General features: G+C 66.1%; 12 protein-coding genes. 8 read left to right on the forward strand and 4 right to left on the reverse strand.

All coding sequences use genetic code 11. The features are described 5' to 3' along the window. The first annotated feature begins 70 nt into the window (after positions 1–70). Positions 71–778: a Bax inhibitor-1/YccA family protein gene (locus FHS28_RS21075; protein WP_088453905.1), complete on the forward strand. Its 708-nt coding sequence runs from the start codon at positions 71–73 to the stop codon at positions 776–778. 107 nt (positions 779–885) lie between these two features. On the opposite strand, the gene FHS28_RS21080 is transcribed toward FHS28_RS21075, so the two are convergent. Continuing rightward, entirely contained in the window at positions 886–1,917 is a 1,032-nt protein-coding gene (locus FHS28_RS21080) for a Gfo/Idh/MocA family protein (protein ID WP_088453904.1), read from the reverse strand. Between the two features lie 275 nt (positions 1,918–2,192). Here FHS28_RS21080 and FHS28_RS21085 point away from each other — a divergent pair, with 275 nt between their 5' ends. Then, the gene (locus FHS28_RS21085) at positions 2,193–4,469 is read left to right on the forward strand and encodes a M3 family metallopeptidase (RefSeq protein ID WP_088453903.1); all 2,277 of its coding nucleotides are present in this window, start codon (positions 2,193–2,195) and stop codon (positions 4,467–4,469) included. A gap of 79 nt (positions 4,470–4,548) precedes the next feature. On the opposite strand, the gene FHS28_RS21090 is transcribed toward FHS28_RS21085, so the two are convergent. Both FHS28_RS21090 and FHS28_RS21095 read right to left on the reverse strand, forming a co-directional pair. Continuing rightward, positions 4,549–5,109: a DUF2242 domain-containing protein gene (locus FHS28_RS21090; protein ID WP_088453968.1), complete on the reverse strand. Its 561-nt coding sequence runs from the start codon at positions 5,107–5,109 to the stop codon at positions 4,549–4,551. Positions 5,110–5,356: 247 nt separating this feature from the next. After that, positions 5,357–5,848: a hypothetical protein gene (locus FHS28_RS21095; RefSeq protein ID WP_088453902.1), complete on the reverse strand. Its 492-nt coding sequence runs from the start codon at positions 5,846–5,848 to the stop codon at positions 5,357–5,359. Between the two features lie 253 nt (positions 5,849–6,101). Here FHS28_RS21095 and FHS28_RS21100 point away from each other — a divergent pair, with 253 nt between their 5' ends. The 3 genes from FHS28_RS21100 (at position 6,102) to FHS28_RS21110 (ending at position 7,243) form a co-directional block, all read left to right on the forward strand. Beyond that, positions 6,102–6,299 (forward strand): hypothetical protein, encoded by a 198-nt coding sequence (locus FHS28_RS21100; RefSeq protein ID WP_088453901.1) that lies wholly within the window; start codon positions 6,102–6,104, stop codon positions 6,297–6,299. 31 nt (positions 6,300–6,330) lie between these two features. Further along, a complete protein-coding gene (locus FHS28_RS21105) occupies positions 6,331–6,651 on the forward strand; it encodes a BON domain-containing protein (RefSeq protein ID WP_088453900.1) in 321 nt (106 codons plus the stop codon). Between the two features lie 172 nt (positions 6,652–6,823). Then, positions 6,824–7,243, forward strand: a complete 420-nt coding sequence (locus FHS28_RS21110) for a response regulator (protein ID WP_088453899.1) — start codon at positions 6,824–6,826, stop codon at positions 7,241–7,243. A gap of 27 nt (positions 7,244–7,270) precedes the next feature. On the opposite strand, the gene FHS28_RS21115 is transcribed toward FHS28_RS21110, so the two are convergent. Next, entirely contained in the window at positions 7,271–7,903 is a 633-nt protein-coding gene (locus tag FHS28_RS21115; RefSeq protein WP_088453898.1) for a response regulator, read from the reverse strand. Between the two features lie 45 nt (positions 7,904–7,948). Here FHS28_RS21115 and FHS28_RS21120 point away from each other — a divergent pair, with 45 nt between their 5' ends. The 3 genes from FHS28_RS21120 (at position 7,949) to FHS28_RS21130 (ending at position 12,434) form a co-directional block, all read left to right on the forward strand. Continuing rightward, complete coding sequence (locus tag FHS28_RS21120; protein WP_088453897.1) at positions 7,949–9,415, forward strand: CHASE3 domain-containing protein; 1,467 nt, start codon at positions 7,949–7,951, stop codon at positions 9,413–9,415. A 117-nt stretch (positions 9,416–9,532) separates the two neighbouring features. Further along, positions 9,533–9,979, forward strand: coding sequence for a BON domain-containing protein (locus FHS28_RS21125; protein WP_184295345.1), 447 nt, complete (start codon positions 9,533–9,535; stop codon positions 9,977–9,979). A 241-nt stretch (positions 9,980–10,220) separates the two neighbouring features. Then, positions 10,221–12,434: a hypothetical protein gene (locus FHS28_RS21130; RefSeq protein WP_088453895.1), complete on the forward strand. Its 2,214-nt coding sequence runs from the start codon at positions 10,221–10,223 to the stop codon at positions 12,432–12,434. Positions 12,435–12,462: the final 28 nt, after the last annotated feature.

Below are 12,462 nucleotides of genomic sequence, written 5' to 3' on the forward strand. Positions count from 1 at the left end.
CGCGCGCGCGGTGAGGGGTCTGACTGTCAGATCCACACCGCGCGCGGTGTCCACCCCTAGGAGTTCAGTCATGAGTGACTTCCAACGATCATCGGCGTCCCCCACGACCTGGACGCCCGCCACCGCCGGTGGCTCGGTCTTCAGCCAGCAGGGCGATGTGGCCCGCGTGCTGCGCAACACCTACGCCTTGCTGTCGATGACGCTGCTGTTCAGCGCGGGCATCGCCTCGGCCGCGGTCGCCTTCAACTGGGCGGCGCCCGGCATGCTGCTGACCCTGGTGGGCTACTTCGGCCTGCTGTTCGGCATCCACAAGATGCGCAACAGCGCCATGGCGATTCCGCTGGTGTTCGCGTTGACCGGCTTCATGGGCTGGTCGCTCGGCCCCCTGCTCAGCGCCTACCTGAAGCTGCCCGGCGGCGCCAACATCATCAGCCTGGCGCTGGCCACCACCGGTGGCACCTTCCTGGCGCTGTCGGCCTATGTGCTGGCCACCAAGAAGGACTTCAGCTTCATGGGCGGCTTCCTGTTCGCCGGCATGATCGTCGCGCTGCTGGCCGCCGTCGCCAACATCTGGCTGCAGATGCCGGTGATGGGTCTGGTGATCTCCGGCGTGGTGGCCCTGCTGTCGATCGGCCTGATCCTGTTCGAGACCAGCAACATCGTCAACGGTGGTGAGCGCAACTATGTGATGGCGACCGTCAGCCTGTTTGTGTCGCTGTTCAACCTGTTCACCAGCCTGCTGAGCATCTTCGGCTTCGCCAGCAGCAGCGACGACTGAGCTTGTGGCCCATCGCGGGTGACGTTCATCGTCGCCCGTGAGTGCCTCTGGATCTCGACCCGAGCCGCCCCCTCTCCGGGGGCGGCTTTTTTATGGCGCGAGCCCGGTCACAGGTCGAAAGGCAGGCGGGCGCCCAGCTGGTGGCGGATCTGGTCGATCCAGCCCAGCACCGCCAGCGTTTCCGCATGGGGCATCACCGGGCTTTCAATCTCGCCCGCGCGGATCTGGCCCATGGCGTGGCGGATCTGATATTCGAAGCCGTTGGTCTCGAACGGCAGTTCCACCGTCTCCACCGGGTCCTTCGGACGCAGGCACTGGGCGCGGGTGGCCTGCCAGAACGTCTCCGGCAGCACGATCGCGCCGGCCTCGCCCATCACATGCAGGGTGTTGGGTGCAAAGGTATCGATGCCGCAGACCATCTGCGCCACCAGGCCGTCGCCGAAGTCCAGGTTGGCGGCAACCCGTGCGTCGACGCCGGTGGTGGCCAGCACGCCGCGGACGTCCAGCGCCTGCAGGGGCGGCACTTCGCCCAAGGCATGCCGCAGCACGAAGCGGGTGGCGTTGAGGTTGTAGACCCCGACATCCAGCAGCGCCCCGCCGGCCAGCGCCGGATTGAACATGCGGTTGGCCGGGTCGAAGGGTGCGGGGAAACAGAAGCTGGATTGCAGCGCCCGCAGCTGGCCAATGCGGCCGTCGGCGAGCCAGCGTCCAATTTCCTCATAGACCGGCAGGAAGCGGGTCCACACCGCTTCCATCAGGAACACGCGGTGCTCGCGCGCGGCGGCGACGAGCTGCTCGGCCATCGCGCGGGTGGGCACGAGGGACTTCTCGCAAAGCACCGCCTTGCCGGCCCGCAGTGCCGCCATTGCCGGCTCGAAATGCTGGCCGTGTGGCGTCGCGATGTAGATTCCGTCGATGTCGGGATCGGCCAGCACCGTCGCCAGGTCGGTCGTCACCTGGACCGCCGTATCACCGGGCTGATTCCAGCGCTGGGCGAACTGCTCTGCGCGAGAGCGGTCCCGGCCGCAGACCGTGTGCAGGCGGCAGCCCTCCAGCCGACTCACGGCTTCGGCAAACACGTGGGCGATGGCACCGGGGCCGATGAGGGCCCACTGAAAGGTCGAGGAGGTGGTGGTCATGCATGGGGCGCGGTCAGGCGCGGCTAGGACGGGTTGACCTGGATGCTAGGGCCAATCCGCGCCTGAATGCGCAGCCGTGAGGCCCGAGGCCCGAAGCGTGTCCAGGCGATGACGCCGAACCAGGGACACCTCAGGGTTAGCCCGAGGGTCAGGGAACGGCTGCAGGACGCCTCGGGCGGAAGGCGCCCGCGCCCGCCCATGCCCTTCGGCTGAGCGCCTTCCATGGGCTAGGCTCCGCCCTTCCCAGAATGCACTCGCACACCGAGCTTCCCCCCATGAGGATTCCTTTTGTCCTGGCCGCCACCCTGGCCCTGAGCGCGCCGGTGCTGGCGCAGACCGTGCCGACGCAGGCCGCCTCGGCGGCATCCGCCACCGCTGCCAATGCGTTGATCGCACCCAGCCCTCTGCCGCTGCAATATCCGCCCTTCGACAAGATCCGCGATGAGGACATCGGCCCCGCGCTGGAGCAGGGCATGGCGGAGCAGCTCAAGGAAGTGCAGGCCATCGCCAGCAACCCGCAGGCTCCCACCTTCGACAACACCATCGTCGCGCTGGAACGTTCCGGTCGCCTGCTGCAGCGCGCCAATGCCCTGCTGGGCAATCTGGTCGGTGCCGATGCCAATCCGGCGCGGCTGAAGCTGCAGGGGGACTTTGCCCCCCGCATGGCGGCCCACCGCGATGCGATCGCGCTGAATGCACAACTCTTTGCCCGCGTCGAATCGCTGTGGCAGCGTCGCACCACGCTGGGCCTGGATGCGCAGGAGCAGCGTCTGGTGGAGCGGCACTACAACAGCCTGGTGCGTGCCGGCGCCAAGCTGGACGATGCCGGCAAAGCGCGGATGAAGGCGATCAACGCCGAGCTCGCAACGCTGGGCGCCCGGTTCAATCAGAACGTGCTGTCCGAAGTGAATGACTCGGCCGTGGTGGTCGACAAGGCGGAAGACCTCGCCGGCTTGAGCGATGAGCAGATCGCCGGTGCCGCCGCAGCCGCCAAGGCGCGCGGGCTGGAGGGCAAGTACCTGATCGCGCTGCTCAACACCACCGGCCAGCCGGTGCTGGCGCAGCTGGAGAACCGCGCGCTGCGCGAGCGCATCTACAAGGCTTCCGTGGCGCGCGGCAGCCGTGGCAACGAGTTTGACAACACTGCGCTGGTGTCCCGCGTGGCCACCCTGCGTGCGGAGCGTGCGCGGCTGCTGGGTTTTGCCACCCATGCCGACTTCGTGCTGAGCGACGAAACCGCCCGCACGCCCAAGGCGGTCAATGCGATGCTGAGCCAGCTGGCACCTGCCGCCGTGGCGGCGGCACGCCGGGAAGGCCAGGACCTGCAGGCGATGATCGATCGCGAACAGGCCGCCCGTCATCAGCCCAGCTTCCCGCTGGCCGCCTGGGACTGGAGCTTCTACACCGAGAAGGTCCGCGCAGCGAAGTACGGCTTTGACGAATCCCAGCTCAAGCCCTACCTGGAGATGCGCAATGTGCTGGAAAACGGCGTGTTCTACGCCGCCGGCCAGCTCTATGGTCTGACCTTCAAGGAGCGCAAGGACCTGCCCGTCTACCACAAGGACGTGCTGGTCTATGACGTGTTCAACGCCGACGGCACGCAACTGGCGATCTTCCTGGCCGACATGTATGCCCGCCCGTCCAAGCGTGGCGGCGCCTGGATGAATGCGTATGTGGACCAGAGCGGCCTGTTCAACCAGAAGCCGGTGGTGGCCAATCACCTCAACATTCCCAAGCCGGCGGACGGCAAGCCGACGCTGCTGACCTGGGACGAAGTGAACACCATGTTCCACGAGTTCGGCCATGCGCTGCACGGCATGTTCTCGAACGTGAAGTATCCGAGCATGGCCGGCACCCGCGTGCCGCGTGATTTCGTCGAATATCCGTCGCAAGTCAATGAGATGTGGGCGACCTGGCCGAGCGTGCTGGCCAACTATGCCAAGCACTACAAGACCGGTGAGGCCATGCCACGTGACCTGCTGGACAAGGTGCTGGCCGCCCACAAGTTCAATCAGGGCTTTGCCACCACCGAGTATCTGAGCGCCGCCATGCTGGACCAGCGCTGGCACCAGCTGACGCTGGACCAGGTGCCGGCCGCATCGGGCGTGATGGACTTCGAGGCCAAGGCCCTGCGCGCGGACGGCTTTGACTATGCGGCGGTGCCGCCGCGTTATCGCACGCCTTATTTCAGCCACATCATGGGGGGCTATGCGGCGGGCTATTACGCCTACATCTGGTCGGAAGTGCTGGATGCCGACACGGTCGAATGGTTCAAGGCCAACGGCGGCCTCAAGCGCGAGCTGGGCGATGTGTTCCGGGACCGACTGCTGTCGCAGGGCGGCAGCCAGGAGGCGCTGACGCTGTTCCGCAGCGTGGTGGGCCATGAGCCGGAGATCGCGCCCCTGCTGGAGCGACGGGGTCTGGTGATCGACAAGCCCATGGCTGCGACCAACGCCGGTGACAAGCCCGCCAAGAGGGCAGCTACAAAGACGGCTCCGAAGACGGCCACCCAGGGGGCCACGAAGCCGGCGGAGAAGGCAGCGACGAAATAAGCGCGACCGTCACCCAGCACAAGGGGCGCCCAGGGCGCCCCTTTTTCATCGCGCGGTGGGCATCGGCAGGCCCCCGCAGTCAGGACGCCGGCTCGGCCGTCGCCACCCCTTGCGTCTGCTCCTTGATCATCTTCTGCATCAGCGCAAAGAAGCGGTCGTAGAACTGTCCGGCCGGGATGGTCTCCGAGGCCACCTTCACCAGCGATTCGGAGGTCGAGGACAGCGGCACGGAGATGGATCCGATGGCACTCACGCCCAGGCTGGTGGAGTTGGTGCTGCGCTTGACGGTGTAGCGGTCCTGCAGCGCGGAGACATAAGCCGTCGACAGCTTGCCCGCCCCACCCTCCGGCACACAGACGATGTTGAAGCTGATCTCCACATGCACCTCGCCCTCCGGCTGGAAGCGCTTGCTGCCGCTGATGGAGCCCGCCTGCGCCAGGTTGATGACATAACCCTGGCTCAGCAGCGCCCGGCGGGCGGCTTCGCAGGTGTCTTCAACGCTGGCGTCGAACAGGCGGGAGAAGGTTTCGTCGGCCTGGAAGCGCTCGTTCTGGTAGACCGAACCTTTGCGGCCGCCGCCGGCGTTGTCCCCGCCGAGGCTCCCGCAGCCGGTCAGGCCGAAGGCGGACAGGCCAAGCATGCCGGCCAGCGCAACCACCCGACAGGCCGCCCAGGCCGTTCCGGGCTGTGCGCGATGCACGCGATGCAAGCGCTCGGGGCGCGAAGAACGCTGCAAGCGCCCAGTAGAAGGGGACGCGTCGGGCGTCTGGGGAAAAGTGCGCTGTGTCATTGTCGTCGGGCCACTGCGGCCACCGGCGACATTATCGCCATCCTCACCGCCCCGGCCCTTCGGCGGGCTGACGGCGGTGCTGCGATTCTGTAAAGATTCAGTGCTGCATCCGGGCCTGGACGGGCGCGGCAGGCGCGGTCGACGTGCCCTCCGCCTGCGCGGCCAGCAGCGTCTGCCACTCGCCATCCACACACGCGGTCATGCGGCGCGCCAGGCCACGGCAGCGGTGCCAGTGCTCCTGGGCCGCCGACAGCAGCGCCGGCCAGTAGGGTTGGTCGCCTTCACAGCGGTTGCGCGAAATCACCAGCGCCACTTCTTCCTGCTGTTCGCGCCCGTCGGCATCCACATAGTCCAGGTGGGCACGCACCACCACCGTCAGCGGGGTGGAGAGCAGCAGTTCGGCGCTCACGCAGTGCGAAGGCTTGAAGGCCGGGGTGGCCGGTGCGGCCGCAAAGCGCATGTGAGAGATCTGCGGGCGCTGCGCCACGGGCGAGCCGCTGTAAGCCAGATGCTCGGTGTCCGCCATCGAAGTCGGGAGGGGGGCGTTCATGGCGCTTCCCAACGAGGCGCCCATCGTGTTCTTGTCCATGGCCGTGATCCTAGGGATATCAGGTCGCCGCACCTGTCGGGTGCTGTCGCGACCGGATGTAGGACAGCATGCCGTTCCCACAAGAACACTTCATGACGCATCGGGCGGGCAGAAGGGCCATTCCGCCACCGTGGCGCGCCCGCCACCATTTCCGTTTGTCCTACAACGACTCGCGGACAGGGACGACAGGCCGGACTGTTCGGCATACGTAGAGTTCATCTCAGCACGCCACGGGGCGCCAAGGAGCCAGACGATGGGACACAACGACCACTTCCAGACCATTCACCAACACGCCGACGATGGTGCGGCCCAGATCCACTGGGCTTCAGTGTCGGACCACGATGCGGTGCTGGGCCTGGAGGCGGCGCTGCCCTATCTGATGGACCACGCCCCCGCGACGTTTGCCGAGCCGGCCCCTGCCGTCGTGTCGAATCCCCGCCACGCCGCGTGAGCCAGTGTCTGTCATCGACAAGGAGATATAAATGATGATTCGAGCCACCGTTCTCGCCCTGGCCACCGCTGTGGGCGCCATCACTGTGCTGCCGGGCTGCGCCGTCACCCGTGGTCAATCCACCGTTGGCGAGTATGTCGACGACGCCTCCATCACCACCGCGGTGAAGGCCAAGTTCGTGGAAGCCAAGACCGTGGACGCCTCCGCCATCAGCGTGGAAACGCTGCAGGGTGAAGTGATGCTGTCGGGCTTCGCCAAGAACGCCACCGAAAAGTCGAACGCGGAAGCGATCGCTCGCGGTGTGAAGGGCGTGAAGCGCGTCAAGAACGAAATCGCCATCCGTAACAACTGATGGCCGATGACCACCACCTCGGGTCCGCCTGGACGGGGACCGTCGTGGTGATCACACCCAGCGCGGACGATCCGCATGCGGTTGCATGTTGAGCGTCCGCGCGCCGTCATTGGTGACGCCCTCTGTGGTGATCCCGCCCACAGCCGTCCGCAGTTCTGTGCCCGCGCCCGCCATGGACTCCCAGCTTTCCGCTTCTGCACTCACCTGCTTCCTGGTGGAGGACAACGACGTCATCCGCGAGAACCTGGTGGCAACCCTGGAAGAGATGGTGGACCTGCGCGTGCTCGGTCATGCGGTGGACGAAGACGGGGCGTTGAGCTGGATGTCTGAAGAAAGCAGTCCTTGCGACCTGCTGATCATCGACATCTTTCTCAGCCAGGGCACCGGTCTCAATGTCCTGCAGGCCGCCACCGCCCGGATGCCGTCGGCCCGGCGCATCATCCTGAGCAATTACGCCACCCCGGACATGCGGCAGCGCTGCATGGCGCTGGGCGCCCATCGCGTCTTTGACAAATCGGCGGAACTGGAAGATCTGCTGGCTTACTGCCAGTGCCTGGCGGAGCGCCAGGATCCGGATGCTGCGGCGTCCTAGCGCGAAGAAGGCCGTTCCGGCCGCGTTTCACTCGATCAGACCGTTCTTCAGCGCGTAATACGTCAGCTCACTGTTGGTGCTGAGCGCCAGCTTTTCCAGCACCCGGGAACGATATGTGCTCACGGTCTTGACGCTCAGCGACATGCCGTCCGCGATATGACCCACCGTCTCCCCACGCGCCAGCCGCAGGAACACCTGCAGCTCGCGTTCGGAAAGGGTGTCATGCGGCGCCTGGTCCTGGGCGGCGCCCAGTCCGTCGGCCAGCAGTTCGGCCACGGCAGGGGTGATGTATTTGCGTCCCCGGAACACGGTTCTCACGGCCGTGGCGATTTCCTCGGGGTCGCATTCCTTGTTCAGATAACCGCTGGCGCCCTGGCGCAGCAGCGTGGTGGCGTAGTGCGCTTCGGGGAAACCGCTGAGGATGAGAACGGGCAATTCAGGTTTGCGCGCCTTGATGGCGGCCAGGGTCTCCACGCCGCTCTGGTCGGGCAGCGAGAGGTCCATCAGCATGACGTCCACCTCGCCGGCACGGACGAGATCGAGGGCCTCACGGCCGGAGCTGGCTTCACCGGTCACGCGCAGGTCGACCTGCTCGGACAGAAATTGCCGCAATCCGGCGCGGACAATCGCGTGGTCATCAACGATGGCGATTCGGATCATGGTGGCTGTAGTCAAAAGGGCGGAATGCCCTGGGGAGTGTAGAGGATGAGTTTCAAAGACACCGTGGCCAATCTGGGCAGCAAGACGTGGGCCTTGCCGCTGGGGCTCTTTGTAGCGCTGCTGATGTTACTCATCAGCGAGCTGGCCTACTTCGGAGCCGTGTCCCAGATGGATCGCCTGGTGACCCTGGGCCGGGCCCGGCTGGAGCTGGTCAGGCTCACGGCGCGGGTCGCGGACGCGGAGTCAGGGCAACGGGGATACCTGATCACCGGACGACCGGAATATCTGGACCCCTACCGCTTCGCCGCCGAGGATGCTTCCAAGGGTCTGAACGCGCTGCAGCACATGTATGCGCAGGTGGGAGCGACGGACGCTGAAGCCAGAAGCAAGGACATCGCCACCGCCGTCAGCGCCAAACTCAGTGAGTTGCAGGAGGTGCTCAAGCTCTCCCAGGAAGGCCGCCACCAGGCCGCCCAGGCGCTGATGATGACCGACATCGGCCGTGACCAGATGGAGCAGATCCGCCGCAAGTCGGCCGAGCTGCTGGCGGATGAAAACCAGCGGATCGCCCTGGGCACGGCGCAGGTCTATGACACCCTGATGCTCAACCGCATCGGTGTGGCGGCCATGACACTGATCAGCATCGTGGTGTTTGTGCTGTTCCTGCGCAAGAGCCGCGCCATGGACGACCAGCGCGAACAGCAACAGCAGGACATCCGTGCCGAGCGGGACCGCCTGGAGATCGAAGTGGGTCGCCGCACGGCGGAGCTGACGCAACTGGCGCGTCATCTTCAAACCGCGCGGGAGGATGAACGCGCCCGGCTGGCGCGGGACCTGCACGACGAACTCGGCGCCCTCCTGACCGCCGCCAAGCTTGACGTGGCCCGTCTGCGGCCCAAACTGCAGGCCGGCGCTCCGGAGCTGATGCAGCGGTTGACCCATCTGACCGAGACCCTCAACAGCGGCATTGCCCTGAAGCGTAGGATCATCGAGGACCTGCGGCCTTCGACGCTGGACCAGCTGGGCCTGGTGCCGGCGCTGGAGATCCTGTGTCGCGAGACGGCCGAGCGGCTCGGCGTGCCGATCGAGGTCGAGCTGGACGAGAAGGTCGAACTTCCGCGCAGCGCGCAGCTCACGGCCTTCCGTCTGGTGCAGGAGGCCCTCACCAACATGGCCAAGTATGCGCAGGCCACCCACGCCAAGGTGGTGCTGAAGGAAGAATACGCGCAGGCCATGGTCAGCGTCACCGACAACGGCTGCGGCTTCGACCCCGGCCGGATGACGCTGGGCTCCCACGGCCTGCTGGGCATGCGCTTCCGGGTGGAGGCGGAACGTGGCCAGCTGCAGCTGCGAAGTTCCCCGGGGCAGGGCTGTGAAGTGCGCGCCTGGTTGCCGATGTCCGCGCCCATCGTCGAGACCAGCGGCCCCGAACTGGACGTAGGCCCCCTCCTACACACCGCCGGCTCGGCGGTTGACCTGGGGTCGTGGCAGCCGCCGACCCCGCGCGACTGAGGTCCTGCCTACAGTGGAGTCATTCCCTTCCACGCAGGACCGATGCATCGCTTGGGTAGCGCCGTGCCAGGCCTTGGCACCGCCATCGGGTCCTCCCTTTCTTTCAAGGAGACCGAGATGAAGCAACGCACTGAACACCGCCCGATGTTGATGGTGCTGCCGGCCCTGGTGGCCGCCGTCGCCCTGGCCGCCTGCGGCCGCGAAGACGACGATCGCACCGCCGGCCAGCGGCTGGATGACGGCATCGCCAAGATGGAGCAGAAAAGCGATCAGGCGCGTCAGGAGACACGGGAGTCGATGGACGCCATGGGCCAGAAGATGGACCGCGCGGCTGACAAGGTCAGCGCTGATGCGTCGGATGCCTCCATCACGACCAAGATCAAGACGGCCCTGGCCGGTGACCCCAAACTGAGCGCCCTGGACGTGAAGGTGGACACCACCAATGGCCACGTCACCCTGGACGGGACCGCACCGGACCTGGCGGCCCGTGACCGTGCCGGCTCGATGGCCCTGGCCACCAAGGGCGTGCAGTCGGTGAACAACCGCATCAAGGTCAATAGTTGATGCCCTAGGCGGCGCGTGGTTGCGCCGGCGATTTCAGTTCCAGACGCCGGCGGCCGCCAAGGCCCCGGCGTCTTTGCGTCTACGCAGCAATCTGCAAGGAACCACGCTGCAGCCACATGACAACTCATGTCTACGCCTCCAGGCTCATGGGGGCGCGTTTTAGACCATGAGGATCGTCATGAACCCGGCTCACACCCAAGCATCCAACGCCTATCTCCCTGTCGCTCACGTGCAAACTACGGTGGACGTGAAGCCTGGTCCCTCCGAAGATCTCTACAGTGAGGTCAAGACCAAGGGGGCCCAGGTTGTCATCACCGACAAGAGCCTGATGACCTTCACCTCAGGCAATGTTGCCGTGGTGGCCGAGCGGCTGATGCCCGTGGACGCCCGTTATGGCTTGGCCGAGGTGGCGGGCCTGAAGCAGCTGGCTCTGGCGCAGACCAACGTGGCGAATGCGACCTTGTTGCCCAAGGGCGGTGTGGAGGGCAGTGCCATCGTTTTTGGCGCCCCTGGCGCCAGCACGACCAAAGAACCGCTGTCTGCGGAGCGGCTGGCCCGGCTTGCCGCGGTGCTGACGGACAGCAACGTTGCGCATGTGGTGAACGTCAAACACAACAGCACCTCTGCGACGCTGGAACTGCCGGTGGGTCAATCGTTGAAGGTGTCGGCACAGGGCGGGCCGCTGGGCATCTCCCTCATTCAGGCATCACCGTCGTCCGGCGCTCCGGAGGCCTTCTACTTTCAGACCACGCTGCCCTCCGGTCAGACAGAGCAGTCCTCGGATATCGGACTCTGGACGGTGAACTTCTCGGAAGCCTCGGCGGCACAACTGCATCAGACCCTCAAGGACCTGCACGAAGCCGCAGGTGGCCAGACTGTCGCCTTTGGATGCCAGAGCGGCACCAGCCGGTCCGGTGCGGTCGCCCAGCTGTATTACCAGCGCCAGCTGGCGGAGAAGCTGTTCAAGGCAGGTCGCAGTCCCTCCGCCGAAGAATTGACGCGTCTGGCGAAGGACTGGGGTGCGACCTGCAAGAGCGTCCGCGCCAACCAGTTTGCGGAGCGCATGCCGGCGGGCATGCTGGAAGAACACGCCGCCCTGCTGGCGGACGAAATGGGTGAGCGACCCATGGACAGGCCGCGGGTGCCAGTACCCACGGTGCAACCCAAGCCGATGCTGGCTTCCCCCCTGAACCTCGCCACCAAGCCGCCCGCGACGCCGCCGAAGCCCCAGGGGGGCCGGGTCGAAGCACAGGCGGCCAGGTCCGGCCCACCCGTCGCCTCCAAGCCTGCGCCGCACGTTCTGCCCAAGCCTCTACACGGCACCGTCGGTCTCGGTGAACAGGTGCCGCCCCCGAAGCCCGCGCGCGCCAAGGCGTCGGACAGCTCGGACTCCGAATCGCTGTTCTCGGGTGTCAGCGGCCTGTCTGCCAACAGCGACTCCACCTTCGGCAGCGGCATCGGCGCCGCGCGACCGACGCCCGCGCCACGCAAGGCCACGCCGCTGGAGCCGGCCAAGCCGACGGCTCCAGCCGCCGCTTTGCGGGCAGCCAAGCCGGAGACCGAAACGGAATTTACGGCGCTTTATGAAAAGCACAAGGCTGCAGCGCGGCCCTCGCATCCCTATGGCGTCGGTGTGACGCTCACCCCGCTGCCGCCCGCCGCACCGCCGCCCAGCGAGTTTTACTCGGTGGCGTCCGCCGGCCCGCAAGCCGCTCAGGAGTCGGTGTATTCGGATATTGATGACACCTACGCCCAGATCCGGACGGGGCCATCCGCTGCCCGCGCAGCCGACACACCGGAGGTTGCGCGGTTTCAACTGCAGGCGAGGCAATCCATCCGCAGGATGCGCGAGACCGGAATGGCAGCGTTCAACCGGGCGGTGGAGATCCCCATTGGGACCGACCCCATGGGGGCCACGAGCGAACGGTTGCAGGCCTGGCAGCGCGGTCAGCATGAACGATCGGCCGACTTGGTGAAGTTTCTTGACTGCGCCGGCAAGACCTTCGCTGCCGACGCGCGACAGGGATTTCGGCCCTGGGCAGGGAAGGACAGCTATGGCTTGGGACTGACCCTCAAAACCCTGAGGGAACAGGCCTACAGCCCGGTGTGGGCCGAGCTGGCGCAAGCACTGGAGCAGACGCTTGACGAGGCACCGCCCTCAAAGGCAGGGATGACCGATGACATCCTGACGATGGTTTTGAAAGATCGTCTGAAGGCGCAATATGCCCAGCTGGATTCCAGGCAGAAGGAGACCTGGCTCCGACGCACGGACAAGAAAGAATTCAAAGAGGCTCTGGACACCCTGAGGGACGAACTGAACGAACTCACGGCACAGGTCAATCAGGGTCATCAGGACCATGCCGTTCTGGCCAGTCAGTTGCGTGGCGCCAACCTTCGCTTGCTGACCTTGAAGGCGCTGTATCACGTCGGCACGGACCCGGCGCAGCGCCGTTGACGCGAGCCCCCCACGTCCGGGAGGAGGT

Origin of the sequence: Roseateles terrae (genome assembly GCF_014192155.1) — a bacterium.
GTDB classification, from domain to species: domain Bacteria; phylum Pseudomonadota; class Gammaproteobacteria; order Burkholderiales; family Burkholderiaceae_C; genus Roseateles; species Roseateles terrae.

Coding starts and splice junctions, on each gene's coding strand:
- FHS28_RS21110 (WP_088453899.1), top strand. CDS start 6,824: ATGGACTCCCAGCTTTCCGCTTCTGCACTCACCTGCTTCCTGGTGGAG.
- FHS28_RS21075 (WP_088453905.1), top strand. CDS start 71: ATGAGTGACTTCCAACGATCATCGGCGTCCCCCACGACCTGGACGCCC.
- FHS28_RS21090 (WP_088453968.1), bottom strand. CDS start 5,109: ATGCTTGGCCTGTCCGCCTTCGGCCTGACCGGCTGCGGGAGCCTCGGC.
- FHS28_RS21120 (WP_088453897.1), top strand. CDS start 7,949: ATGAGTTTCAAAGACACCGTGGCCAATCTGGGCAGCAAGACGTGGGCC.
- FHS28_RS21100 (WP_088453901.1), top strand. CDS start 6,102: ATGGGACACAACGACCACTTCCAGACCATTCACCAACACGCCGACGAT.
- FHS28_RS21085 (WP_088453903.1), top strand. CDS start 2,193: ATGAGGATTCCTTTTGTCCTGGCCGCCACCCTGGCCCTGAGCGCGCCG.
- FHS28_RS21115 (WP_088453898.1), bottom strand. CDS start 7,903: ATGATCCGAATCGCCATCGTTGATGACCACGCGATTGTCCGCGCCGGA.
- FHS28_RS21080 (WP_088453904.1), bottom strand. CDS start 1,917: ATGACCACCACCTCCTCGACCTTTCAGTGGGCCCTCATCGGCCCCGGT.
- FHS28_RS21105 (WP_088453900.1), top strand. CDS start 6,331: ATGATGATTCGAGCCACCGTTCTCGCCCTGGCCACCGCTGTGGGCGCC.
- FHS28_RS21095 (WP_088453902.1), bottom strand. CDS start 5,848: ATGGACAAGAACACGATGGGCGCCTCGTTGGGAAGCGCCATGAACGCC.
- FHS28_RS21125 (WP_184295345.1), top strand. CDS start 9,533: ATGAAGCAACGCACTGAACACCGCCCGATGTTGATGGTGCTGCCGGCC.